The 26,432-nt window shown below is 59.9% G+C and carries 19 protein-coding genes; 10 read left to right on the top strand and 9 right to left on the bottom strand.

What is annotated here, in order from left to right; all coding sequences use genetic code 11:
• The first annotated feature begins 307 nt into the window (after positions 1-307).
• Positions 308-970, top strand: a complete 663-nt coding sequence (locus tag C7436_RS13280) for a hypothetical protein (RefSeq protein WP_121208110.1) — start codon at positions 308-310, stop codon at positions 968-970.
• 1 nt (position 971) lies between these two features.
• Here the strand turns inward: C7436_RS13280 and C7436_RS13275 are convergent, their stop codons facing one another.
• Positions 972-3,647, bottom strand: coding sequence for a nitrate reductase (locus tag C7436_RS13275; protein ID WP_121208109.1), 2,676 nt, complete (start codon positions 3,645-3,647; stop codon positions 972-974).
• A gap of 475 nt (positions 3,648-4,122) precedes the next feature.
• On the opposite strand from C7436_RS13275, the gene C7436_RS13270 reads away from it, so the two are divergent.
• From C7436_RS13270 to C7436_RS13260, 3 genes are all read left to right on the top strand, one after another.
• Complete coding sequence (locus C7436_RS13270) at positions 4,123-5,487, top strand: CmpA/NrtA family ABC transporter substrate-binding protein (protein ID WP_170155436.1); 1,365 nt, start codon at positions 4,123-4,125, stop codon at positions 5,485-5,487.
• A 13-nt stretch (positions 5,488-5,500) separates the two neighbouring features.
• A complete protein-coding gene (locus C7436_RS13265) occupies positions 5,501-6,493 on the top strand; it encodes an ABC transporter permease (protein ID WP_121208107.1) in 993 nt (330 codons plus the stop codon).
• A 233-nt stretch (positions 6,494-6,726) separates the two neighbouring features.
• The gene (locus C7436_RS13260) at positions 6,727-7,587 is read left to right on the top strand and encodes an ABC transporter ATP-binding protein (RefSeq protein WP_121208106.1); all 861 of its coding nucleotides are present in this window, start codon (positions 6,727-6,729) and stop codon (positions 7,585-7,587) included.
• Between the two features lie 43 nt (positions 7,588-7,630).
• On the opposite strand, the gene C7436_RS13255 is transcribed toward C7436_RS13260, so the two are convergent.
• Positions 7,631-8,929, bottom strand: coding sequence for a nitrate regulatory protein (locus tag C7436_RS13255; protein WP_121208105.1), 1,299 nt, complete (start codon positions 8,927-8,929; stop codon positions 7,631-7,633).
• 232 nt (positions 8,930-9,161) lie between these two features.
• On the opposite strand from C7436_RS13255, the gene C7436_RS13250 reads away from it, so the two are divergent.
• The 3 genes from C7436_RS13250 (at position 9,162) to nirD (ending at position 13,585) form a co-directional block, all read left to right on the top strand.
• Positions 9,162-10,505 carry an NAD(P)/FAD-dependent oxidoreductase gene (locus C7436_RS13250; RefSeq protein ID WP_228198140.1) on the top strand — a complete coding sequence of 448 codons (1,344 nt, stop codon included), beginning with the start codon at positions 9,162-9,164 and terminating at the stop codon, positions 10,503-10,505.
• A gap of 27 nt (positions 10,506-10,532) precedes the next feature.
• The gene (gene nirB, locus C7436_RS13245; RefSeq protein ID WP_121208104.1) at positions 10,533-13,046 is read left to right on the top strand and encodes a nitrite reductase large subunit NirB; all 2,514 of its coding nucleotides are present in this window, start codon (positions 10,533-10,535) and stop codon (positions 13,044-13,046) included.
• Positions 13,047-13,216: 170 nt separating this feature from the next.
• Entirely contained in the window at positions 13,217-13,585 is a 369-nt protein-coding gene (gene nirD, locus C7436_RS13240) for a nitrite reductase small subunit NirD (RefSeq protein ID WP_121208103.1), read from the top strand.
• A gap of 10 nt (positions 13,586-13,595) precedes the next feature.
• Here nirD and C7436_RS13235 read toward each other — a convergent pair whose 3' ends face one another.
• Positions 13,596-14,261: a nitroreductase gene (locus tag C7436_RS13235; RefSeq protein ID WP_023007831.1), complete on the bottom strand. Its 666-nt coding sequence runs from the start codon at positions 14,259-14,261 to the stop codon at positions 13,596-13,598.
• A gap of 136 nt (positions 14,262-14,397) precedes the next feature.
• Between C7436_RS13235 and C7436_RS13230 the strand changes: the two genes are divergently transcribed.
• Entirely contained in the window at positions 14,398-16,275 is a 1,878-nt protein-coding gene (locus C7436_RS13230) for an MFS transporter (protein ID WP_023011991.1), read from the top strand.
• Positions 16,276-16,376: 101 nt separating this feature from the next.
• Positions 16,377-17,744, top strand: coding sequence for a WS/DGAT/MGAT family O-acyltransferase (locus tag C7436_RS13225; RefSeq protein ID WP_121208102.1), 1,368 nt, complete (start codon positions 16,377-16,379; stop codon positions 17,742-17,744).
• On the opposite strand, the gene C7436_RS13220 is transcribed toward C7436_RS13225, so the two are convergent.
• Both C7436_RS13220 and C7436_RS13215 read right to left on the bottom strand, forming a co-directional pair.
• Entirely contained in the window at positions 17,745-18,152 is a 408-nt protein-coding gene (locus C7436_RS13220) for an NINE protein (RefSeq protein ID WP_011783746.1), read from the bottom strand.
• A 107-nt stretch (positions 18,153-18,259) separates the two neighbouring features.
• A complete protein-coding gene (locus tag C7436_RS13215; RefSeq protein ID WP_121208101.1) occupies positions 18,260-19,366 on the bottom strand; it encodes a helix-turn-helix domain-containing protein in 1,107 nt (368 codons plus the stop codon).
• Between the two features lie 219 nt (positions 19,367-19,585).
• On the opposite strand from C7436_RS13215, the gene C7436_RS13210 reads away from it, so the two are divergent.
• Positions 19,586-20,479, top strand: a complete 894-nt coding sequence (locus C7436_RS13210) for a metal-dependent hydrolase (protein WP_121208100.1) — start codon at positions 19,586-19,588, stop codon at positions 20,477-20,479.
• A gap of 13 nt (positions 20,480-20,492) precedes the next feature.
• On the opposite strand, the gene C7436_RS13205 is transcribed toward C7436_RS13210, so the two are convergent.
• From C7436_RS13205 to C7436_RS13190, 4 genes are all read right to left on the bottom strand, one after another.
• Entirely contained in the window at positions 20,493-23,240 is a 2,748-nt protein-coding gene (locus tag C7436_RS13205; RefSeq protein WP_121208099.1) for a LuxR C-terminal-related transcriptional regulator, read from the bottom strand.
• Positions 23,237-24,307, bottom strand: a complete 1,071-nt coding sequence (locus C7436_RS13200) for a DUF2156 domain-containing protein (protein ID WP_121208098.1) — start codon at positions 24,305-24,307, stop codon at positions 23,237-23,239. The genes C7436_RS13205 and C7436_RS13200 overlap by 4 nt, the downstream gene beginning before the upstream one ends.
• Positions 24,308-24,426: 119 nt before the next feature.
• Positions 24,427-25,203 (bottom strand): class II glutamine amidotransferase, encoded by a 777-nt coding sequence (locus tag C7436_RS13195; protein WP_121208097.1) that lies wholly within the window; start codon positions 25,201-25,203, stop codon positions 24,427-24,429.
• A gap of 53 nt (positions 25,204-25,256) precedes the next feature.
• Positions 25,257-26,363: a GGDEF domain-containing protein gene (locus tag C7436_RS13190; protein WP_121208096.1), complete on the bottom strand. Its 1,107-nt coding sequence runs from the start codon at positions 26,361-26,363 to the stop codon at positions 25,257-25,259.
• Positions 26,364-26,432: the final 69 nt, after the last annotated feature.

Here is a 26,432-nt window from a genome sequence, read left to right as displayed (position 1 = left end):
TTAGGGTTCAAGCGGCAGCTTCGTCGACGCTGCCCGACGCATCATACTCCCTGGAGGGAGGTGAGTCGGGATCAAGGCATTCCAGGGACAGGTTACCGGAGATCAGGCCGAGCACCGGAGTGGCGTATTCGCTGGACTTGAGATCAGAGTTAGAGAGAGCCTCTAGACAACTCTTCCAAATCGGGCCATAGCAATTTGTAAAATCGCTGGTTAGTCTATCCATCCATACAATCACGTGACTGTTTTTTAGCGCCAATCAAGACTCATGCCTCAACTACCTCCGAATGCATATGCCATCGGCACCCTCATGTGCCAGACCACCCGGGACATTCTCTGGACGCCGGCTGAAGGCTGGGTTCAGCAGGCAAATCCGGGCGCCGGGCTGGCATTGCGGGTCGGCTCGGGCCAGGCCACCTACCACCGCTTTGATCCTCGCAAGAAACAGCACCTGATTACCTACGGAGCCCGGATGATCGCCGCCAAGCATCAACCGGCCACCGCCCAGGGCTGGCTATCAACCCGGGAGATCCGTGGCCGGGGTTATTTCGGGGGCGAGGTAACTGTGCTGAACCTGCTGGCGCATACCTGCTGCCATGAGTTTGCCCATTTGCTGCAGCACAGTGCCGGGCAACGGCATTACGGCTCCGTTCACAACCGGCATTTCTATGAGGCCCTGGACGATCTGCATCATAGCGGTGCAGCCGACGCTACCCGACGGCACCTGTCCGGCCTAGCCAGCGACTGTGGGATAGAGCTAGCCAGTACACCCTTTGAATTTCCGAGTCCCGCTGCGGAGTACCGGCGCTGGCAGGTGGGGGATTCGGTGGTGTTCGGCGATGGCCGGCGCGAGAAGCGGGGCCAGGTGGTACGCGTTAACAGCAAGACCTGCACGGTGACTGTCAGCCAGCATGCCCGGATCCTTCGCTATCGGGTACCATTGTCGCTGCTTAGGCGGGCGGCCGCGGCCTGATTCAGGCAGGTTCCCGAGCCCCTGTGCGCGCCAGCAGGTCCCGGATCTCCGGCAGACAGGAGCCACAGTTGGTGCCACACTTCAGCTGCTCACCCAGTGCTTCGGGGCTGGCCATGCCCTGTTCAATGGCCTGGGCAATCTGGTTCTCACCCACGCCAAAACAACTGCAGACAATCGGCCCTGACGCTTCCCCTTCCACTGTGCCTGCCGCCAGTAACGAGCGGCGTTGTTCCGACGCCAGCTCACCTTTGTCAAAACAACTGTCCAGCCAGTCCAGATCCGGCATGGTCTGGACACAGGGCTCAACCAGCAACACGGCGTCCAGTCGATCGCCACTAAGCCAGGCGGCCCGGTAACGCTGTCTCGCTTGGTCTTCCATGACCAGTTCCGGTTCCCGCGAAAAACACCGTTGCCCCCAGTCCCGCCAGTTCATGTCGTGGCACCCGGCGAACCACCAGCTGTGACTGTGGCGCAAACGCTGGCGGCTCCAGTAGACAAGGGCTGTGGTGTCCAACGAGGCGTCGCCGGCATCACCCAACATCATCCTCGCCTGCCAGCGGGTCACCAGGGGCCCGATAGTCGCCACACCGTGCTTGCCTTCTGGCTGACCGGAGATAGGGTCCACAACCGGCCGGATCAGGCTGGAGGCCAGAGCGGAGGAGGCAAACCGGCCATTCCAGTGAATGGGCACAAAGACTTCACCGGTGCGCTGTCCGGTGTTGGCCCGAACCCGGCCAACGTAACCTGCACCGTCCGGCCCACGCAGTACCGCCAGGGCACCTTCAATCAGGCCAAAGCCGGCAATATCCGCCGGATGCAACTCTATGAACGGCTCGCTGCGATGGGCAAACAGCCTGGGTGCCAGAGCCGTTCGGGTCATGGTATGCCATTGGTCCCGGATTCGGCCAGTATTCACCACCAGCGGATACCGAGGGGTCGGTTGCTGCCCGGGCGGCAAACTGGACACGGGCACCAAGCGGGCCCGGCCATCGGGCGTGGGAAATCGCCCGTTCCCAAACAACCGTCGGGTTTGCACCCAGGCTCCGGGATTGCCGGCGGTGACGGGCCACTGCACCGGCGTCAGCTCGTCGTACTCCTGGTTGCTGAGTTGAGACAAGGCGGAAATATTGAACACTCGTTCGCCCCCATTGCCATAGCCGGACAATACCGCATGTTCGCGAAAGATATCGGCGGGGGACTGGTAATCGAAAGCATGAGCATGGCCGAGGGCCCGGGCAACATCCCGGATAATCTGCCAGTCCGGTCGGACCTGCTCCGGCAGGGGTAGAAACCGCCGTTGGCGCGAAATACGACGCTCCGAATTGGTCACCGTTCCATCTTTCTCGCCCCAACCGGCAGCAGGCAGCAGAATATCGGCAAACTGCGTGGTATCGGTCTGGGCCACACAATCCGAGACGATCAAAGTCTGGCAACGGGACAGTGCCTGGTGAATCCGGTCAGTGTCCGGCAGGCTGACTGCGGGGTTGGTTCCCATTACCCAGAGCACGCGGATCTCACCCCGGTGAACCGCCTCGAACAACTCCACGGCTTTATGGCCAGGGCCCCGGGCTACCTGCTCGCAGTGCCAGAAATCCGAAACCCGGAGTAAGGCGCCCGGGGTGTCATAATCCATATGGGCTGCCAGGGTATTGGCCAGCCCGCCGACCTCACGGCCACCCATGGCATTGGGTTGCCCGGTCAACGAAAACGGGCTCGCACCCGGTTGACCCACCCGCCCGGTAGCCAGATGGCAGTTAATGATGGCATTGGCCTTGTCGGTACCGGCGACCGACTGATTAATGCCCTGGGAAAAGGCGGTCACGGTGCGCCCGGTGTCGGCAAACCACTGGTAGAAACAGCAAACCTCGTCTGCTGCCAGATCGCAGCCGCTGGCCACTGCTTGCACGGAAGGCGCGCAGGACCGGGCGATCGCCAGGGTTTCCTCGAAACCGTTACAGTGCTCTGCAAGGTAGTCGCCCGCCAAGGCTCCGTGATCGTGCAGCCAGACCAGCAGGCCATTGAACAACAGGGTATCCGTTCCGGGGCGAAGCTGAAGGTGCAGATCAGCCAGATCCGCTGTGGCTGTCTTTCTCGGGTCGATAACGACCACTCTCCGGCCCTGACGGCGGGCGGCACTCATCCGCTGATACAGCACCGGATGGGCCCAGGCGGCGTTGCTGCCCGCAAGCACCAGCAGGTCCGCCAGTTCAAGATCCTCGTAGCAGCCCGGGACACAGTCCTCGCCAAAGGCACGTTTGTGCGCCGCAACCGCTGATGACATGCACAGTCTTGAATTAGTATCCACGTGCGGGGTCGCGATGAAGCCCTTGGCCAGCTTGTTGGCAATGTAGTAATCCTCAGTGAGCAACTGCCCGGAGAGATAGAAAGCCACGGATTCCGGGCCATGCTCACGCACCGATTCGGAAATGACCTCGGCTACCCGGTCAATGGCCTCTGCCCACGCCACCTCACGGCCCTCAACCTTTGGCACCAGCAACCGGTTGGCATCCTCCAGCGTCTCGTGCAAGGCAGAACCTTTGACGCAAAGCCGTCCGCCATTGGCCGGGTGCTGATGGTCGCCTTCGACATGGCCAGGGGCGGCCAGAACACCGCAGCCAACACCACAGTAGGGGCAGGTGGTGGCAATAGAGTCCGCTGGCGTGTCGTGGTGTTTCATGCTGTTCCTCGCTCTTAAACCAAAAAAGCCCGCCACCCGGTTTCCGTTTCCAGAGCCGGGGGCGGGCTTCGTTGCCTGTGTTGTCTGCCACTAAAGAAAGCAATTAGGAGGCCAGTACACGCTTTGATGCCTGAAAGGGCCTTGAATGGCGCATGGTGCGCCTGTCGAAGCCAGGTGCCCCGTTAAAAAGTTTCCGTGAAAAGCCTATCGATTGGCGTTCACCTTGGTGCAAAGGGCCATTTTCTGCACCAAAACCACCCCGGCACAGAACCGGATTCCCCTGTCGGAACGTGCAGGCATGCCGCAACTTACTGAAATAACTGAATAGTTCTAAATGGCACGGCTTGTGCTCAGTGATTAGTGAACCATCACGACATCACAGCTCTCATTTACAGGCATCGGCGCCTGCTCTCCGGCAACGGAGGCAGGCGCTTTTTTTTGCGCGTCTGAAATGAGAGAACCGAGAGGCATCACGATGAAGACTGTGAACCATTATGTTCGACCTTTACTGACCGCCACCCTGATCGGCCTGAGCTCCCTGGCCCAGGCCGACATCGGCCCGGCGGAGAAACCCGATCTGAAGCTTGGCTTTATCAAACTCACGGATATGGCGCCCCTGGCGGTTGCCTGGGAACAGGGCTACTTCATGGACGAAGGGTTATTCGTAGAACTCGAAGCTCAGGCGAACTGGAAGGTGCTGCTGGACCGGGTGATCACCGGTGAACTGGACGGCGCCCACATGCTGGCCGGCCAGCCCCTGGGCGCCTCCATAGGCTATGGCACCCAGGCCGATATCATCACCGCCTTCAGTATGGACCTCAATGGCAACGGCATTACCGTGTCCAACGACGTCTGGGAAGCGATGAAACCAAACCTGGACATGGAAGGCGATCATCCGGAACACCCGATTTCAGCCAGCGCGCTGAAGCCGGTGGTAGAGCAGACCCGCGCCAACGGCGAGCGCTTCCGCATGGGCATGGTGTTTCCGGTGTCCACCCACAATTACGAACTGCGTTACTGGCTGGCCGCTGGTGGCCTGAATCCCGGCTTCTACGCGCCCCAGCGCGGTGACACCAGCGGCACCCTCGAGGCCGACGTTCACCTCTCCGTGACACCGCCACCGCAGATGCCGGCCACCATGGAAGCCGGTACCATCCAGGGCTATTGCGTGGGTGAACCCTGGAATCAGCAGGCGGTCTTCAAGGGCATTGGTGTCCCGGTGATTACCGACTACGAAATCTGGCCCAACAACCCGGAAAAGGTGTTCGGGGTGACCGAAGCCTGGGCCGAGCAATACCCCAACACCCACCTGCGTTTACTGCGGGCGCTGATCCGCGCGGCTTACTGGCTGGACGAAAACCAGAACGCCAACCGGGAGGCCGCCGTGGACATCCTTGCCCGCCCCAGCTACGTGGGGGCCGACAGGGAAGTCATTGCCAACTCCATGACCGGTACCTTCGAGTATGAAAAGGGCGATGTCCGGGAAGTACCGGACTTCAACGTTTTCTTCCGCTACCACGCCACCTATCCGTATCCGTCTGATGCGATCTGGTACCTGAGTCAGATGCGGCGCTGGGGCCAGATCCCCGAGGCAAAACCCGACGACTGGTATATGAAGACCGCGGCCCGGGTGTATCGGGGTGATCTTTACGCCGAAGCCGCCCAGTCACTGATCGAGGATGGTCTGATGACCGCCAGTGATTTCCCGGACTTTGCCCAGGAGAATTTCGAACGCCCCATGCAGGGAGAGCTGATTGACGGCGTCCCTTTCACTCCGCGCGAACCCAATGCCTACATCAACCGTTTCAGTATCGGCCTGAAAGGGTCGGAGACACCGTAAGGGAGGGCCAGACATGACGACGTTAAGCGCAAGAATCAGTCAGTCCATGGCCAGTGGCAGCCGCCAGCTACTTTCCGGTATACAACCGGGCGAATGGCTTAGCCAGGGCAAGCAGCTGCTGTTACCACTGGTTGGTATTCTGGTCTTCCTGGGCTTCTGGCACCTGGCCGCGCCACAGGTGGAAACCTCCCTGGGGGCCTTTCCCGGCCCGGTGCAGGTGTGGGAACAATCCGGACAACTGTGGCAGGAGCATGTTAGCCAACGGGAACGGGCGGATAAATTCATTACCATGCAGGAAGAGCGTAATGCCCGCATTCTGGCCGACAACCCGGAGGCAGACGTCCGCATTCGGGATTACCCGGGAGCGCCCACCTTTCTCGACCAGGTGGTCACCAGCCTGCTGACCGTACTGGCCGGTTTCGCCCTGGCGTCGCTGATTGCAGTGCCTCTGGGCATCGTGTTTGGCCTCAACCGGTATTTCCAGGCTGCGGTGAACCCACTGATACAAATCTTCAAACCGGTCTCTCCGCTGGCCTGGCTGCCGCTTGTGACCATGGTGGTATCGGCCACCTATGTCAGTGACGATCCAATGTTCGAGAAGTCGTTCCTGACCTCGATGATTACGGTCACTCTGTGCAGTCTCTGGCCAACACTGATCAACACCAGCGTTGGAGTGGCAGCAGTAAATCCCGACCTGCTGAACGTCTCCCAGGTACTTCGGCTGTCGTTCTGGACCCATGTTCGTAAGGTGGTTTTGCCTTCGTCGGTGCCGATGATCTTTACCGGCTTGCGGGTGTCTCTGGGCATTGCCTGGATGGTGCTGATTGCCGCCGAGATGCTGGCGCAAAGCCCGGGGCTGGGCAAGTTTGTCTGGGATGAGTTCCAGAATGGCAGTAGCCAGTCTTTGAGTCGGATTATGGTGGCGGTGCTGGCCATCGGGTTTATCGGGTTCTTGCTGGATCGGGTCATGCTGTTGATTCAGCGGAAGGTGGCCTGGAATGAGTGATCCCGTTCTGGAGCATGCCGCACCGGGAGGGTTACGCCTCCCGAAACACGCGGCGAGTACCCCGATGGGGTCCAGCCCGCAATCACAGATTGCGGTCGTAAAACCGTCGCGTGGAGCTTTGCTCCACAAACGCTCTGTTTTACCCATGTACGCTCCGCAAAAACATCCATGTTTTTGAGGGTTTCGGGAGGCGTAACCCTCCCGGCGCTCCGCTTGCTTTTGAGGTGAATTCCATGAGTAAACCACATTTAGAACTAACCGGTGTTGAGATGGCGTTTGATACGCCCAAAGGGCCCTTCATCGCTCTCGATAACATCAACCTGAAGATACAAAAAGGGGAGTTTGTTTCACTGATCGGCCATTCCGGCTGCGGAAAATCGACGGTGTTGAACATTGTTGCCGGGTTACTGCAGGCCTCCAGGGGTGGCTGTGTGCTGGATGGCCATGAGGTAAATTCGCCCGGCCCCGAGCGGGCGGTGGTGTTTCAGAATCATGCCCTGATGCCCTGGTTAACGGTGTATGAAAACGTGGAACTGGCGGTCCGGCAGGTGTTTCGCAAGTCGATGACCCGGCAGGAGCGCAAGGACTGGATTACCCATAACCTGGAACTGGTGAATATGGCCCACGCCGCCAACAAGCGGCCTGGCGAGATTTCCGGGGGGATGGCGCAGCGGGTGGGCATCGCCCGGGCGTTGGCCATGAAACCCAGTGTGTTGCTGATGGATGAGCCGTTTGGGGCACTGGATGCCCTGACACGGGCCCATTTGCAGGATTCGCTGATGGAAATTCAGCAGGAGCTGAACAATACCGTGATCATGATTACCCACGATGTGGACGAGGCGGTGCTGTTGTCCGACCGCATTATTATGATGACCAACGGGCCTGCCGCCACGGTGGGGGAGGATCTGCACATTGATCTGCCAAGGCCTCGCAATCGTGTGGCCCTGGCGGATGATGCCAAATATGTGCATTACCGGCAGGAGGTGTTGTCGTTCCTGTACGAGAAGCAGCGCAAGCTGGAGTCTCTGAACAGTCGCCGCGGCAGCAGTGCAAAACCGGAGGCGCCGGCAGCCAAGCATTCAGCTTCGGCCTGACTTTATGCCGGGCGGGGCGCCCCGTCCCGGCCTGGTTCAAGTATCAGCTTAAGACCCCTGCCATGGATACCAGTGCCCGGGCGACTTCGGGCAGTCGCTTGCCCTGGTCCATGGCCAGTTTTCGCAGCAGGCGGTGGGCTTCGTCATTGCTGATGTTGCGGTGTTCCATCAACAGCAAGACGGCCTTTTCCTGGGTACGACGATCTTCCAGAGCTTCTTTGGCACTCTGCAATTCTTCAGACATCTGGCGCAGGCGGCGGGTCTGTTCCTGGACCAGGTCAAAGATGGATCGGCCTGATTGCTGCCCGACACCTTCCCCGGCCCACGCATCGGCAGCTCCGGCCTCTACACCGTTATCGCAAACCACCAGCACGGGCGTTGTGGAGGCATGGCGTTGTTCCAGCGAGGCCAGCAGGGTTTCCTGATGAGCCAGGGAGTGACGCGCTTCGGTATAGCGCTCCACACAGCGATGGTGGAAAGCGCTCTCAACCGAATCCTCAATCTTCTTCAGATCGTCCATGCGCTCTGTCATCAGATTGAACCAGCGGTCGGCCATGTCTTTATCCAGAGACTTATAGGGCCCGACCGAAACGGCCATCTGTCGCATCCGCTCAATTTCCAGTTCCCGCGGGTGAGCGCGCAGGGCTTGCCAGAGCGACAGGCTCTCCTCACTGGCGAAGCCGACAAAGACCTCAAAACACCGCTCCTGCGCTTCAACCAGGTGCATCATGCGCCGTGACAGTGCGTTATCGAAGTGTCCGCTGGAGAACCCCGCGGAACCTGCGGCCCGCTCCTGACCACAATATTCCTTTCCGTTCATGACATGCACCATGGCCACAAGCAGTCCCGCAATCGAAGGCTCTGCCACGGTTTCTGCCGCTTCGAAAACGACCGTAATCAGTTGATGAATACTGTCGCAGAACCACTCCGTGGCCTCCGAAACACTGGCCTCCTGGTCATTCACCCGCTGCCGTAACCCGGGCAGTTGGTCGAGGCTGTGCAGGGCGCTGGCGATGTGCCCGAGCAGTGGGCTGCTGACCGGATGGGTGGTGAGATCCTCCTGAATGTCTGCCAATGCCTGCCGGAAGGTAGCGGCCAACTGCTCGTTTTCCTTGACCATGGCGGTACGTTCCCGGGCAAAGCGTTGGCAACCGGACCCCAGATAAAGATTGGTGGCGCCTCGCTCCCGTTGCAGGCCATGGACCAGATTGCCCACGCTCTGCACCAACCGCCCCATCTGCAGAAAGTACTCCAGATTACGGATCTCACACTGGCGGGAGGCCATCAGAAATTCCGCAGCAGTCGCTGTCGCGGTCATACGGGGATGGCGTTTGGTGTTCATGGTGCAGCTCCTGGTGTCGGTACACAGTTGGTTCCTTTCTACCCGGACTGCAGCAATTTACAGGCCAGTCATTCCGGCCCAATCATCGTGCGTTTCGCCCCATCCCGGGGCACCCTTTTGATGCCCACGAGCCGGACTCCTTCAGCGGACTCACCTAAGCCATTGAATAATAAAGCCTGAAAAAGTTGGCACGGAGATCGCTAACACTTAGACAAGGACGACTGTCCCGGCCATGGAATCAGGCCGGACCATCAGATCATTGTTGTTGGCATTGGTGCCGGACCATCTGTTCTCTTCGGAGAGCATGATGCTCCGGCTTTTTTCGTTGCTGGAGGCACTCAGTTCCATGGAACACACACAGGATAACCCACTGGTGATCTGCGGCCATGGCATGGTCGCGCAGCGGCTGCTGGAGCAACTGGTAGCCCAGGGGCATCCGTTCAGCCGCATTGTGGTGTTTAACGGTGAGCCCTTCGCTGCCTACAACCGGATCCAGTTGTCGTCATTGCTGGCCGATCAGATTCAGGAAACCGATCTGGAACTGAAACCCTGGCAGTGGTTCCACAAGCACCGAATAGAGGTGCACCAGCATGAGCCTGTCACCCATATCAGTCCGGGCCAGCGCCAGGTAACAACCGCCTGTGGTCGCACCCAGTCCTATCACACGCTGGTGCTGGCCACCGGAGCACAGCCCTCCCGCCTTGGCCTCCCCGGTGAAGACCTTGACGGCGTGATGAACTTCCGGGACCTGGCCGACACCCGCACGCTGATCCGGCAGGCAAAGTCACACCGTCGGGCCGTGGTCATCGGCGGAGGCTTTCTCGGCCTGGAGGCGGCCGAAGGGCTCAGGACCCGGGGCATGGACGTTACTGTGCTGCACCGCAGCGGTCATCTGCTCAACCGACAGCTGAACCCGATCGCTGGCGATATTCTGAAGCAGAAGTTACAGCAGCGGGGGGTGAGTATCCGAACCGGCACCTCGCCGGTCTCCCTGCTCGGTCGGAATCAGGTCCGCGCCGTGGAACTGAGTGACGGCACGGTACTGGCCACGGACCTGGTGGTTATTGCTACCGGTATTGAACCCAACAAGGGATTGGCAGCTGACGCCGGCCTCAACTGTGACCGGGGTATTCGAGTCACTCCGAACCTGATGACGTCCAACCCGCATATCTACGCACTGGGTGAGTGCTGTCAGTTTCAGGAACACACCTTTGGCCTGGTCGAACCCGGTTACGAGCAGGCCCGGATCCTGGCACAGCTTCTTTGCCAGGTGCCGGGAGCCAGAGTATTTGAGCCCGGAGAAGTCGCCACCCGACTGAAAATCAGCGATCTGCCCATTTTTTCCTGTGGCCGGATAGTCCCCGGCGAGCAGACCGAAATTGTTGAATGGCAGGACCGAACCCAGGCGGTCTACGGCCAACTGCTGCTGGATTGCAACCGGCTGGCCGGCGCCATCCTGCTGGGCGATACCGCCAACGGGCCCTGGTACAGCGAACTGATTCGCTCCGGCGCCGATGTCTCCCGCTACAGGGACACCATCGCTTTCGGCAAAACCTATTGCGACGCAGCAGCCTGATAGGCTGCCAAGAGAGAGGACAGCAAGATGAGTAAACAGACCCTGATCGTGATCGGCAACGGTATGGTTGGCCATCACTTCCTGGAACAGTTCAGCCAGTCCCCGGCGGCCGAGACCTACCGGGTGATCGTGTTCGGTGAAGAGAAGCAGCTGGCCTACGACCGGGTGCATCTGTCGGAGTACTTCACCGGTTCCACTCACGCGGACCTCGCCATGGGCACAGCAGACTGGTACGCAGACCAGGGCATTGATCTTCGCCTGAATGAGCCGGTCACCGCCATCGACCGGAACAGCCGCGTGCTGACGACACCAAAAGGGGAGTACACCTACGATCAACTGGTGCTGGCCACCGGCTCCTACCCGTTCGTACCGCCCATTAAGGGCAACGATCAGGATGGCTGCTTTGTGTACCGAACCCTGGACGATCTGGATGCCATTCAGGCCAGTGCCCAGTCAGCGAAAACCGGTGTCGTGGTGGGCGGCGGTCTACTGGGGCTGGAAGCGGCAAACGCCCTGAAAAGCCTGGGCCTGCAGGCCCATGTGGTGGAATTCGCCCCGCGCCTGATGCCTGTGCAGCTGGACGATCAGGGCGGCGCCCTGTTGCGCCAGAAAATTGAAGATCTGGGCGTGCAGGTACACACCGAGAAAGCCACCACCGCCATCGTGCCGGGCAGCGACGCGCGGCTGAGGATGAACTTCGCCGACGACAGCCATCTGGAAACCGATCTGATTGTGTTTTCCGCTGGCATCCGTCCCCAGGATACCCTGGCCCGGGCCTGCGGCCTGGAGGTGGGCGAACGCGGCGGGATTGTGGTCAACAATCAATGCACCACCTCAGACCCGAACATTCACGCTATCGGTGAATGCGCACTCTGGAACAATCGCATCTTCGGACTGGTGGCTCCGGGTTACACCATGGCGCGCACCCTGTCGGCCGCTTTGAACAAAGACACCGGCGCGGCCTTTACCGGTGCCGATATGAGCACCAAGCTCAAGCTGCTGGGGGTGGATGTGGGCTCCATCGGCGATGCCCACGGCCAGACCCCGGGTGCACGCAATATCCGTTTTCACGATGAGCAGGCCGGCCACTACCGGCGCATGGTGGTGAGCCAGGACGGTAAGACTCTGCTGGGCGCCATTCTGGTAGGCGACAACGGCCCTTACGATACCCTGCTGCAGTACGCCCTCAATGGCATTGAGCTGCCAGCCAACCCGGAGGCGCTGATTCTGCCGGAAAGCGAAGGAGGCGCGCCTGCCCTGGGGGCCGACGCCCTGCCGGACACCGCCTCCATCTGTTCCTGCCACAACGTCACCAAGGGCGATATATCTGGCGCCATTGACGCCGGCTGCACCGATCTGGGCGGCGTCAAGGCTGAAACCAGGGCCAGTACCGGTTGCGGCGGCTGTGCGGCTTTACTGAAGAAGGTGGTGGACAGCGAGCTGGAAAAGCGCGGCGTGGAGGTGTGTACCGACCTTTGCGAACACTTCCCCTACACCCGACAGGAACTGTTCCATCTGGTGAAGGTGAACGGTATCCGCACCTTCCGGGGTCTGCTCAAACAATACGGCAAGGGCCAGGGCTGTGACATCTGCAAGCCAACGGTGGGCTCCATTCTGGCCACCTGCTGGAACGAGCATATTCTGGCCACCGACCACGTGCCGCTACAGGACACCAACGACACTTTCATGGCCAACATGCAGAAGAACGGCACTTACTCCATCGTGCCACGCATTCCGGGCGGCGAGATTACCCCTGAAAAGCTGATTGTGCTGGGCGAAGTGGCCAGGGAGTACGATCTGTACACCAAGATCACCGGCGGGCAACGGGTGGATCTGTTCGGCGCCACCCTGAGCGAACTGCCGGAGATCTGGGAGAAGCTGATTGCCGCCGGTTTTGAAACCGGCCACGCCTACGGCAAGTCCCTGCGCACGGTGAAGTCCTGCGTGGGCAGCACCTGGTGCCGCTACGGCGTGCAGGACAGCGTGGGCATGGCGATTACCCTGGAGAACCGCTACAAGGGCCTGCGAGCGCCGCACAAGGTGAAGATGGCGGTGTCCGGCTGCACCCGTGAATGCGCGGAGGCCCAGAGCAAGGATTTCGGGGTAATTGCCACGGAGAAGGGCTGGAACCTGTATGTGTGTGGCAATGGCGGGATGCGGCCGCGGCATGCGGATCTGTTTGCCACCGATCTGTCGGATGAGGAGCTGATCCGCACCATCGACCGGGTGGTGATGTTCTATGTGCGCACGGCGGACCGGCTGCAGCGGACGTCGGTCTGGATGGAGAATCTGGAAGGTGGCCTGGAGTATCTGAAGCAGGTGGTGCTGGAGGACAGCCTCGGCATTGGCGAGGAGCTGGAGCAGCATATGGCGGATCTGGTGGATACCTATCAGTGCGAGTGGAGGACCGCCGTGGAGGATTCGGAGAAGCGTAAGCGGTTCCGGGAGTTTGTGAATGCGCCGGAACAGAAGGATCCGGTGCAGCGTTGGACTTCGGAGCGGGGGCAGCGTAGGCCGGAACTGGAGGCGGTTTCTTCGTAGCCTTCTGGTTTTGGGGCGGAGCACGGGGGCCGGGGTAATTTTCTTCTGGAAAAAATAACTCGCTTCGCTCAGACATCTTTTTTCCTGCCAGAAAATTACCCCGGCCCCCGCGCTCACAGACTTGAGTGAGATAGGCAAGTTAAAGACATTGGGATTGAGGAGAACGATTTATGAAAGCTCGGACTTGTTGGGAAGCTGTGTGCACCGTGGACGATCTGGTAGCTGATTCCGGTATTGCGGTTTGGACCGACGACGGGCCGGTGGCGGTGTTTTATCTGCCACACCGCCTGCCGGCATTGTTTGCCATCAGCCATACCGATCCGTTCAGTGGCTCGAACGTGTTGGCCCGAGGCATTACCGGGGATATCAACGGTGAGCCGGTGGTGGCGTCACCGTTGTACAAGCAGCATTTCAATCTGCGCAGCGGGCAATGTCTGGAAGACGAGAGCGTGCAGGTGAAGGTCTATCCGGTGTTGCTGGACGGCAACCGGATCCGGCTGGAAGTGCAGGTGGCTCAGGCGGCATCGGTGGCCGCCTGAGGTTCGCCTGTCAGCTGATAAACTCGACGTTCTCCGACAGCGGTGCCCTTGGGCTGGTGAGCTGGTTCACCGGGCTGTCGGGGTTGGCGTAGCCGATGGCCATGCCGGCGAAGACTTTTCGGTGTTCGGGCAAGCCCAGGAATTCGCTGATGGTTTTCGGGTACACCGACCAGGATTCCTGGGCGCAGCTGTCCAGGCCTTCGGCGCGCAGCAACAGCATGATAGTTTGCAGGATCATGCCCAGATCGGACCACTGGGGCGGGCCCATGTTGTCGTCGACGGTGCAGAACAGGCCGACCGGAGCGCCGAAGAATTCGAAGTTGCGTTTGAACCATTCGAAGCGGGCGGCTTTGTCTTCCCTGGGGATGTCGAGCCGGCGGTACATGAGTTCGCCGATTTCGAACCGGCGGTCGCGGTAGGGCGATTGCAGTTTTGGTGGGTAGATTTCGTATTCCGGCACTTCGTTGAAACCTTTGCTGACCTTCTCCTGCATCAAGGCTTTGAGTCGGGCCAGAGCATCGCCGGTGACGACGTGCAGATGCCAGGGTTGCAGGTTGCCTCCGGATGGCGACCGGGTCGCCGTTTCGATTACCGTTCGAAGCGTGGCTTCAGGCACCGGGGTATCCAGAAAGTCCCGCACCGAGCGGCGTGACACAACAGCCTGCTGAACATCCATAGGCAAGACTCCACATCATCCAGAACATTGGGTTGGGAACACAATCCTGCATCCAGTATGCGCACAACAGCCGCGCTTGACCACCTCCCGGGCGCCGTATAGTCTGCGGCGAACCCCATAGGGAGAGCCTCAGGTTATGGAAGATCACAGTCAGTTTCGCCTGCTATCCGAGCGACGGTTCCTGCCATTCTTTGTCACCCAGTTTGCCGGTGCCTTCAACGACAACCTGTTCAAGAATGCCTTGTTGCTGCTGGTGACCTACAGCGCCGGGGGCCTGTTTGGCCTGTCGTCGGATGTGGTGGTCAATCTCGCCGCGATGCTGTTTATCCTGCCGTTTTTCCTGTTCTCCGCCATCGCCGGCCAGGTGGCGGACCGGTACGAGAAATCCACGGTTATCCGCTGGATCAAATTCGCCGAGGTGGTGATCATGGGCATTGCCGCGGTCGGTCTCTGGTTTGGCTGGTACGAGGTGTTGTTCCTTCTGCTGTTTCTCACCGGCGTACAATCCGCGTTTTTCGGGCCGGTGAAGTACGCGATCCTGCCCCAGGCCCTGAAAGAATCCGAGCTGGTGGGTGGTAACGCGCTGGTAGAGATGGGCACGTTTGTGGCCATCCTGGTGGGTACCCTGATGGCCGGCGTGATGATGAAAGCTGCGGCTCCCGGCCCCGTGATTGCCATCGCCGTTGCGGTGCTCGCGGTGATTGGCCTGGTGGCTGCCTGGCGGATTCCCAGGGCCGAGGCGGCAGCGCCGGATCTGCGTATTCGTTTCCGGCCGCTGCAGGAAACCTGGAAACTGATGGCCATTGCCCGGGACAATCACAATGTATTCCTGAGCATCATGGCGATATCCTGGTTCTGGTTTCTGGGTGCCGCCTATCTGACCCAGTTTCCGAACTTCGCCAAGACTCACCTGATGGGTGACGAAACGGTCGTCACCTTACTGCTGGCGATTTTCACCATCGGCATCGCCGCCGGCTCCATTGCCTGCGAGCGGCTGTCCGGCCACAAGATTGAACTGGGGATCGTACCCATCGGCTCCATTGGCCTGAGTTTCTTCGGCATCGATCTGTTCTTCAATATGCCGGAGCAGCCAATTCCCTCAGACTGGTGGCTGATCATAACCGATCCCCATTATCGCCAGGTGGCCATTGACCTGTTGGCCATTGGTATCTTTGGCGGCCTGTTTATCGTGCCGCTGTATGCTTATGTCCAGCAGGAAACACCACCGGCCACCCGGGCCCGCGTGATCGCCGCCCTGAATATTTTCAACGCCCTGTTTATGGTGGTCAGCGCGCTGCTGGGCATGCTCATGCTCGGCCTGTTCGGACTCACCATTCCCGAGTTCTTCCTGGTGCTGTCGATCATGAACCTGATGGTGGCGGCCTACGTGTACCAGCAGGTACCGGACTTTGCCCTGCGCTTTGTCATCTGGGTCCTGTCCCACACGATTTATCGGGTCACGCACCACAACCTGGACCGTATACCCGAGCAGGGCCCCGTGCTGCTGGTGTGCAACCACGTCTCCTACATGGATGCCCTGGTGATCGCCGGCGCGGTGCGGCGACCCGTCCGATTCGTGATGGATCACAACATTTTCGCGACACCGGTCATGGGCGGTTTCTTCCGCCTGGCCAAGGCTATCCCCATTGGTCCGAAATCGAAGGTGCCGGAGATTTACGAAGCCGCTTTCGACCGCATTGATGAAGAACTCGCAGCCGGCCATGTGGTGTGTATTTTCCCGGAAGGCAAACTCACCAAAGACGGCGAAGTCGATACCTTCAAGCCCGGTGTCGACATGATTCTGGCCCGGCGACCGGTACCGGTGGTGCCAATGGCACTGCGCGGCCTCTGGGGCAGCTTTTTCAGCCATTGTGGCGGGCCGGCCTTCAGCCATTGGCCACGGCGGTTCTGGTCCCGGATTCACCTGCTGGCTGGTCTCCCGGTCTCGCCCCACGAGGCCAGTGCCGAGCGTCTGGAACAAAAGGTCAAAGCGCTGCGTGGAGACGCGCAATAGCTTTTTCGCCGGGCTTTTTGGTGGTGCTGTTACCAAAGCCAATTTTTACCCGCTCGGAGTGGGGTAGTATCGGGGCATAAACCAAGAACAAGGATTGCCCCGTGACGCCCCTGAATCCCACTGACCAGCTCTTTCTCTGGCTGGAAAAACGCCAGCAGCCCATGCATGTGGGCGGCCTCCAGCTGTTTTCCTTCCCCGAAGGCGCGCCGGACGACTATGTCGCGCAGCTGGCAGACCAGCTTCGGCAGAAGACGGAGGTGACCGCCCCCTTTAACCAGCGCCTGAGCTATCGCCTGGGCCAGCCGGTATGGGTGGAGGATGAGCACCTGGACCTTGAGCATCATTTCCGCTTCGAGGCGCTGCCCACACCCGGGCGTATTCGGGAGCTGCTGTCGTTCGTATCGGCGGAGCATTCGCACCTGATGGACCGGGAGCGCCCCATGTGGGAGGTGCACCTGATCGAGGGCCTGAAAGACCGGCAGTTTGCGCTCTACACCAAGGTTCACCATTCCCTGGTGGACGGTGTCTCGGCCATGCGCATGGCCACCCGGATGCTGAGTGAAAACCCGGACGAACACGGCATGCCGCCAATCTGGGATCTGCCTTGCCTGTCACGGGATAGGGGTGAGTCGGACGGACACTCCCTCTGGCGCAGTGTCACCCATTTGCTGGGGCTTTCGGGCCGCCAGCTCGGCACCATTCCCACTGTGGCAAAGGAGCTACTGAAAACCATCAATCAGGCCCGGAAGGATCCGGCCTACGACTCCATTTTCCATGCCCCGCGCTGCATGCTGAACCAGAAAATCACCGGTTCCCGTCGTTTCGCCGCCCAGTCCTGGTGCCTGAAACGGATTCGCGCCGTGTGCGAGGCCTATGGCACCACGGTCAACGATGTCGTAACTGCCATGTGCGCAGCGGCTCTACGTACCTATCTGATGAATCAGGATGCCTTGCCGGAGAAACCACTGGTGGCCTTTGTGCCGGTGTCACTACGCCGGGACGACAGCTCCGGGGGCAACCAGGTAGGCGTCATCCTGGCGAGCCTTCACACCGATGTGCAGGAGGCCGACGAACGACTGTTAAAAATCCACCATGGCATGGAAGAGGCCAAGCAGCGCTACCGGCATATGAGCCCGGAGGAAATCGTCAACTACACGGCCCTGACCCTGGCGCCGGCCGCCTTCCACCTGCTGACCGGGCTGGCGCCCAAGTGGCAGACCTTCAATGTGGTGATTTCCAATGTCCCCGGGCCATCCAGGCCCCTGTACTGGAACGGGGCGAAACTGGAAGGCATGTATCCGGTGTCTATCGATATGGACAGACTGGCCCTGAACATGACACTGACCAGCTATAACGACCAGGTGGAGTTCGGCCTGATTGGCTGTCGCCGGACCCTGCCCAGCCTGCAACGGATGCTGGACTACCTGGAACAGGGTCTGGCAGAGCTGGAGCTCAACGCCGGTCTGTAATCAGGCCAGCTGATCGGCCCGGTTACGCTCGGAAATCTGGCTGTTCAGGGTCCAGAAATCGTACAGCACACCGATGAAAAACAGGCCGCCGGTGAGCAGGTACAGGATGCCGGTGAGCCATTTGCCCATATACATCCGGTGCACCCCGAAGACCCCCAGGAAGGTCAGCAGTATCCAGCTGATGTTGTAGCTGATCTGGCCATCCTGGAACCGGTAATCAGCTTCCTTGTCCATGGCCGGAATCAGGAACAGGTCAATAATCCAGCCTATGAATAGCAGCCCCAGAGTAAAGAACCAGATGGTGCCGGTCACCGGCTTGCCATAATAGAAACGGTGCGAACCCAGGAATCCGAAAATCCAGAGCAGGTAGCCGATCAGCTTGCTGTGGGTGTCGGGTCTTTCGATCATTGCGGCGTTCTTCCTGTTCACAGTTGGATTTGGTGTGTCACCACAGACGCACAACGAGCGCCTGACCAGTACAATATGGGGGCGAACGCTGGAATCACAAACGACTCTCAGGGGCCCAGATCCGGTGCCGGGTCCGGCCCGTCCTCGCGAAACTCACTGGCGGATTTACCCGTCCACTTGCGGAAAGCACGGCTGAAATTGGACAGATCGGCATAGCCCAGTTCATAGGCAATCTCACTGACTGACTGATTGGTGTAGCGCAGCAACTGGATGGCCCGATCTTTCAGCACGGCCTCGACAATCTCCCGATAACTGGTGTCCCGGTCCGCCAACCGCCGCTTCAGGGTGCGGGAAGACACGCAGAAGCGCTCGGCCATGGCCTCCAGGGAGGGCAAGGGGCCTGGGGTCATCCGCAGCATATTGCGAATCGCCAGCACGATGTCGCCCTGCTCCTTGAGCGCCCTCTGCAACTCGAATTCACACTGGTCCCGGGCCATCCGGGAGGCTTCAGCATCCGCCAGACGCATGCGCACGTCCAGCAGCTTGCGGGGGAAAATCAGCATTTCCTCGGGCTGGCCAAACTCGAAACGGACCGGCAACTGGGCGGCAAACCGCCGGTAATAGGCTGGCTCAGGGCCCCGCAGGTGTACCGACACGCCCGGTAATTTACCCTCTTCCAGGGCAAAACCCCGGGCCTCGGCATCGCTCCGGTCGAGTAGTTGTTCAGTGAGCAGAATCAACGTGGCGCTGACCGTCTCGGCCAGAAACTCGGAGATAGGCGGCAACGCAAACTCCGCGCACAGCTGAACCAGCACCTTGTCACCGGCTATGGACTGTTTCATGCTCAGAAAGGGCGCCCGCAGCTGAAGATAACGACGGACAGAGTCCAACGCACCCTCAAAGGTCGGGCTGGTGAGCGCGGCGAAGCCCAGGGTGCCATGGATGGTCAGCCGCAACTCTCTCGCCAGTATAAAGCTCAGGCCATCTTTGCCCGCCACCTCGAGCGCGCGCTGCGCCATCAGAGTGGCGTCAGTGACGAAAACCCGACTGTCGTTGGCTTTCAGGTCCTCATGTGTGAAATCCAGGCCCTGATAAAGCTGGCGGTCGTTGTAACCCAGTTGACGAACGGTTTCAGCCAGTACCCGCAGGTACACCCCGGGCACCAGGAACAACCCCAACATTTGCCGCTCGTTGTCTGCACCGGTACCTGCCATAGTGTGTCCCTGATTGATATTTATCGTGTTTCTGACTCTATCAGAACCGGATTGCCGCCACAGTGGGGCCCGCTGCCCCGACTCCGCTGTCGCCCGGGCCAATCCCCTGTCCCATTGTGGACGATGCCCGTCCCCTTCGCGCATTCAGTATCCGGATTGACTCCGCCACACTGGCTTCATGACATCAGCCAAAGCGTTCCGTCGCAAAGGAGTAGAACCATGCTGACCACCACACAAACGAACAAACCGGGCAAGGCCTCCCATACCCCGGACAATGTCTCCATCAAACCCCAGCGCATGGGTTTCGAGTTTGGCGAACAGGTCCCCAGATACTGGGTGGATAACAACTATCTGATCAGTCATACCATGAACGCCCTGTCTGTATTGTTTCCCGAGGGTGAGCAGTTTTTTGTGGACTCGGTCCGGGCGTTTCGAGACCAGATCCAGGACAAGAAGCTGAAAGAGGACGTGCGCGGTTTCATCGGCCAGGAAGCCATGCACTCGCTCGAGCACATCGCCATGAACCAGCATGTCCGCGACCAGGGCATGCCGGTAGAAGAGATGGAGCGGGATCTGAAAGTGATTCTGGACGTGGCACGGAAGCTGCCCAAACGCCACCAGCTGGCCATTACCTGCGCCCTGGAGCACATCACAGCCATGATGGCCGACATGCTGCTGGAGCGTGACGATATACGCGAAGACATGCACGAATCCATGCGCCCGCTGTGGGTGTGGCACGCCATTGAGGAAACCGAGCATAAGGCCGTTGCTTATGACGTTTTCCTCCAGGCTGGCGGTACCTACACCGAGCGGGCGTTTTACCAGGTCTTCAGTACCGTAGCCCTGGGTATTGTCGGCACCTGGTATACCGGCCGCATGGCCCTGAAGGACCGCAGCCATTTCTCCGTTAAGGACGCCGCCAAAGGTATGTGGCGCATGTGGGGCAAAAACGGCGCCTTCTCCAGTCTGATCCCGACCTGGCTGGAGTACTTCAAGCCCGGCTTCCATCCCTGGGGCAAGGACAACAGTGAGCTGATCGGTCGTTTCAAGGAACAGATCCAGGACTACATCGCGCCCCAGTACAAGAACGGCAATCGGCGCACGCTGCAGTAATCGTGCACCCGCTCTATGACATCAGGCCGAGTTCCCGGGCGCGAGCAACCGCTTGCATCCGGTTCTCGGCCTGAAGCTTGCCGTAGATATTGCTCAAATGTGACTTTACCGTCGCCACTGAGATGCCGAGCTGTTTGCTGATGGCCTTGTTACTGAGTCCCTCTGCCAGCAGATCCAACACCCCCTGTTCCCGATCACTTAACGGTTCATCAGGACCAGCGACTTCCGGGGTGCGGGCGCAGGTTTCGGCTTCCGGCTCCATCCGGGCCTGCCGGAGAGCCAGTATCCGGCTGGCTTCCACTTCCGACCAGCCGCGGGTAATACAGGCGTCGAGCAGACTATCCAGCCGGGGATCCGCATCCACAAAGGGGCGCACCAGACCACGGGGCACCCAGAGCGCCAACAGTGCATCGAGCTTTTTCACCGCTCCCTCAGGATCCTGATCCCCGAAGGCCTGAACCATCAGACTGACCAGATCAAGACGACACATCAGCTGAAGCAACCCCGCCTCTTCCGCCTCAGTTCGCAGGGCTGCCAGTTCCCGGGCCACCGGCGACGCCGCCAGCAACTGACCGATCAGTTTCAACAAGGTTTCGTTCAGGGTACAAAAGCGATTACCTACAACCGGTTCCGGATCGCTCTGGGCCCATAGAATCAAAGGGAAGGCGTTACCCTCCGTCAATCGCGCCAACGCCTCCAGTACCTCCGGGCGCGGAATGTTATGGTGCCAGCGCAACTGGCCCATAACCTGGTGCAACTGCTCAATCCGGCTGAGTTCCTGCTGCCAGAGTTCGGAGTCTCGCAAAACCATGCCCAGGCGAAACCGCTCAAACGCCAGGTAAAGCTGATCCAGCGGCGTCAGATGCTGGTCGGCAATCAGACCGGCCTCGCCCAGCCGTTTTGCGGCGTATGCAAGATCATGATGCTCCAGCGCCAACAAGCCCTCCAGATAGGCCAGAAGGCAAACCTGCTCCTTACTCACGGGCCCGTTGACAAGCTTCAACCGGGTCTGTTCATAGCAGCGGCGGGCATCGCCAATGCGACCGCCCTGCACCAGAACCGGAACCAGCATGACCAGACAGCGCAGGGCACAGGGGTTATCGCCACTCTTCAGGGCCCCTGCCAGCGCATCGGTCAACAAGGTGCGCGCCGGCCCCAATCGTGCCTCCATAAAGGCTTCAGTACCGAGGGTATACAGCCCCCAGTGTTGCAGGCCGGCTGGAGCGCTGGCCAACCGGGCCTGTATCTGAGTCAGGGACTGCTCGGCCTCTGCACGGTGGCCGGCAAACCGTGCCGAGGGCCAGCCCAACAACATGGAGACAAACTGCAGAGCCTCGGTGTCCGGTGATGGGTCTGTCGACTGCAGAAGCCGGTCGGCCGCGGCCAGATGCTCAAGCACTGCTCCGTACTGACCATCCATGAAGGCAAACAGCGCCTGCAGCAGAAGCAGCGCGGGAGAACACATCCGAACACTGTCCGGGAAGCGCGAAGGCAGTGACCGGTAGCCGCTCAGGTCCTCCGCCTGCAACAGCAACGGTACCAGGGCTTCCGCCTGGTCATAGCAGCCTTCGGCCAGAAAAAGCTCAAGGGCCTCCACAATCAGGCCCCGCTGGCGGAATGCCTCGGCCGCCCTGATTCGTATGGAGCTTTCCCCTTCAGGCTCCCGATCCTGCGCCTGAAGCCAGTCGATCAGCAGATCATGCAGGCGATACCAGTAGTGACCCTCTCCGTAACTCTGGAACAGCAGATTGCGTTCGCGCATGACTGCGATCCAGTCCGCTGCATCGCTACCATTCCGGGCTTCATCAGCAACCTCATGTGAGAAAAGAGGGAGCAGGCTCATATCCTGGAGAAATTGCTGTAGCCCGGGCTCAAGGCCAGCGAACACTTCCTCCAGCAGATAGTCACTCAGGGCTCTCTGACCAGGCCCGGGTACATGGCTTAACGGGTTTTCCGACAACGCCGAGAGCTGCAACGCCGCTGGCCAGCCGCCGGTGCGCTGATGCAACTGCAACATCTGTTCTTCGGAGAGATCAGCCCGGCGGGCCTGGACGAATTTTCGCGTCAACGCCAGATCAAAACGGAGCACCTCCGGCCCCAGCCGAACCATTTGTTGCCGAGCCAGTAACTGCGCGGTGCGAATAGGGGGATCCAGCCTCGAGATACAGACAATGCGCAAAAAACCCGGAGCAAAGTCGATAAAGCGCCGGATCTGCTCCAGTAGTACTTGCTGGTCAAGCAGGTGAAAATCATCCAGCACCAGAACCAGGCGGCTGGGTGCCTGCCAGGTTCGGGAATAATCCGCCAGGCGGTTGATCAGCATGGTCACCGGGTCAACAGCGGCACCCGGTTCCAGCGCGGCTAACAAGGTGCTCTCGCGAATGGCAAATCGTGGGTTCACCCGCGCCAGGGCGCTGGCCACGGCATTCCAGAACAGGGCCGGCGCGTTATCCCTATGGTCCAGCGTCAACCAGGCATGCACCGGTTTTTCCTGTTCCAGCCACTGACTGACCAATGTGGTTTTGCCGAAACCGGCCGGTGCCGACACCAGTACAAACGGCACCTGTTCAATACAATCAAGGGCCTGCAACCGTGAGGGCTCAAGCAACAAGCCTGAAGGCAGCCCGGGACGGGTTAATTTGGTTTCGGCAACCATGGAGCTCACTACCGTTGGCAAATGAGCTTCAGCATAGTCAGTGCCGGTGTTATCAACCAGCCCCGGCACTCCAAACTGGGAGGCCTGTTCAGAAATCCGTGTCATGGCAGTGCGAGCAGACCCGTGCCCTTCATCAGCGTGGCAACCAGTCGGGTACTGCCCAGTTCCCGGGCACAGACAAACCAGGGAGTTTCCCGGCCACGGTAGCGTGATTTGTGGTACGCCAGAGGTTGGAAGGCGTAAAGGCGATTCCCATAGCGATACAGGATATTCTGAAGGCGGCGCAGGCCCGGCCGGTCACCCGGGCAGTGGCGGACGCCGTGCAGGGGCGCAATGCCCAGCGACAGCTCAGGCACGCCTTCCTCACGAAACTGACTGGCCGCCTGCAGAATAATGTGGTCGAGTACGCCGAGCCGGTTCATTTCCGGCGACGCCCGCAGAATATTGGCGCAATAGCCCGCCAGTTCATGGTGACGGTACCAAGGATCAAAGAACACGTATCCGGCCAGCTCGCCCTCCACATAGGCGTAGAACTTGCGCACTCCCCATTCATCTGCAAACACCGGTGGCCGCGTGAGCAAACCCAATTCCCGTTCCTTGACCGCCTTGCCCAGGCGCCAGCGCTCCGAGATACCCGCCACCTTGTGCCAGTTCATCTCATCTCCACATTGCTCCCGCACCTCGATTCGACACCGCCTGTCCAGATTGCGGGCATGGCGCAGCTGCTTCATCGCCTTGCCACGAAGCGAGAACCTCGTCAGATCAACCGAGAACTCCGTGCCCATCACCGTGGCATCGTAACCAAGCTCGCCCAACGGCCCCAAGAGCGACTGATCGACGCCGACATACAGTGAGGGGCCGGGCACACTCTGCTCGAACGCCTGCAGTAGCCGGCCCATACTCTGTGCTCCCGCCAGGGGTCTTGTGGGCACCACGTTTACCCGCTGCCCCAACACCTTTACCGGAACATACGGTACCAGCCCGAGACCGGGGCTGAGAAAGTGCCGGCAATCCGGCTGCAAGGCAAAATAGCTGCTGGACTGGCTCCCGTGCAGACGGATCAGGTGCTCGGCGGTGCGTTCATGGCAACGCCCGGGGTCCGGCACACTCGAGTTGATATTCCGGTCATCGGCAGCCGGGGCCACCGCCGCAGACAGATGAGAGGCAGGCATGGGTCATTCCCTTTGTTGTTCTGATACCGCTTTCCTGTGTTCAGAACAAATGCTAAAGGCCGTGCCTCGGCCGGCCATCGGTCAAAGGGTTGAGTGCCTGGCGCCCCACCGGAACTGGGTCACAATTCCGAGCCCTGCATCACCACAACGCCCCGTCGCCACAAACGCCATTCACCCGGCTTGTAAATATCCCAGGTTTCGTCGCTGGTGAGGGGTTCGGTCACGATGACGCTGACAATGTCGTTGGGTGTGGTTTCCGATTCAAAATCCACGGTAACGTCGGCATCCTTGAGGCGGGCGGGGCCGAACGGCGCCCGCCGGGTAATACTGGCCATCTTGGTGGTGCAAAATGTAAACAGCCAGTCGCCGTTGCTTAGCAGCAGGTTGAATACCCCCTGGCGGGCGTAGTTCCGGGACAGCTGAACCAGCCGTTCCACCACCTGCTCGGTGGCAGTGTCTCGATCGCTATGACTGCGCAGGTGGTTCAGGATATCGCAGAACAGGGCTTCGCTGTCGGTGCTGCCAACGGCCTCGTAGAAGCCGGGCGCCGCGGAAAACTCCGAAAGCTGACCATTATGGGCGAAGACCCAGTAGCGGCCCCAGAGCTCGCGGATAAACGGGTGGGTGTTGGCCAGGCAGATATCACCCACATTGGCCTGACGAATGTGGCAGATGGCCACTTCACTCTTGATGGGGTGGGTTTGCACCACTTCGGCAATGCGTGAGGAGGCACTGGCGTCGGCATCGTGAAAACAGCGTACCCCTTTACCTTCGTAGAAAGCGACGCCCCAGCCATCCTTGTGTGGGCCAGTGTCACCGCCACGACGGGTCAGACCGGTAAAGCTGAAACAGAGATCGGTCGGGGTGTTGGCGCTCATGGCCAGCAGTTCACACATGGTTGGCGGTATCCTCGGCCTTGCTTCCGGGTGTATTCGCTAGGATACCCGAATCAACCGAGACCTCCAGCCATCGAACCGACGGATTTCGGAGGCTGTCCGGCACCGGCGGGCGCCACACGGTTCCGGCCTGCCCGCTTGCCGCTGTAGAGACAGCGATCTGCCACACAGAACAGCGTTTCCGCCTCCCTGCCATGCTCCGGCCACTGGGCAATACCAAAGGAGGCGGTCACGCGGATACCCGCTTCGCCGTATTTCAGCTCCCGCCGGGCAATGCGCTCCCGCAACTCGTCCATCAGTTCAAAGGCATCCCCAGGCTTTGCATCCCTCAGAATCAGACCAAATTCCTCGCCGCCCAGCCGGCCAACAAAGTCGGTCGTGCGCAGACGCTCGGTCAGGCACTGCCCGATGCTCCTCAATACGTAGTCACCGGCATCGTGGCCGAGGGTATCGTTGACCAGTTTGAAGTGGTCGATGTCCATAATCACCAGAGCAAAATCGGTTCCGCTGCGCTCACACTCGGCAATAGTGCGGGCCAGTGTTGACTGGAAATTGGAGCGATTGGCCAGGCCGGTCAGGGCATCGGTCTGTGCCATGTCGAACAACCGTTGCTCAGCCTCTTCCCGACGCACCTCGTACATGTGCATGAACACCTGCATCAGGGCACCGCACAGAACCATGTTGAGCAGATCGATCATCCGGTGGGCAGAACCCACCTCACCGAGGAAGAAGTAGTAAACCACCCCGCCCACCAGCATAAAGGGCACACTCAGGATCATGCCCTCGTGCTTGCCGAGCAGAAGGTAGGCCAGAACCGGCATCATCAGAACCCAGACAAAAGCCGCAATGGAGGCCTCTGGCAACAGCAAGATGACGATGAAAAACGAAAACAGCGACACCAGATAGGCGTAGATCCACTGTTGCAGGTGAGCCGTGGTTTTCAGACAAAAAACGCCGTAGAACAGCAGCCCACTGGCCAACAGCTCGACCAGCGCCACCCATGGATAACGGTTGAAAAATTGCAGACAGGAAAAAACGACCAGCGCAGAGCCAGTCACCAGAAACAACAGCCTGGTAAGCGAGCGACGGTGGTTATCCCGGAGTCCTGAGCGGCTTTGTTCCAATGCCGTCCCCAGATCCGGATGCTTTGACGTATTCATGCTGACTCTTCCCTGGATCAACCAGAGAGTATAGTCGGTCTCCGCTGGCTGTAAAACAACCAGCCAACG

Origin of the sequence: Marinobacter nauticus, assembly GCF_003634635.1 — a bacterium.
Classification (GTDB): domain Bacteria; phylum Pseudomonadota; class Gammaproteobacteria; order Pseudomonadales; family Oleiphilaceae; genus Marinobacter; species Marinobacter nauticus.
Note: the sequence above shows the minus strand (reverse complement) of the source record. Positions and strands in the feature narration are given on the sequence as shown.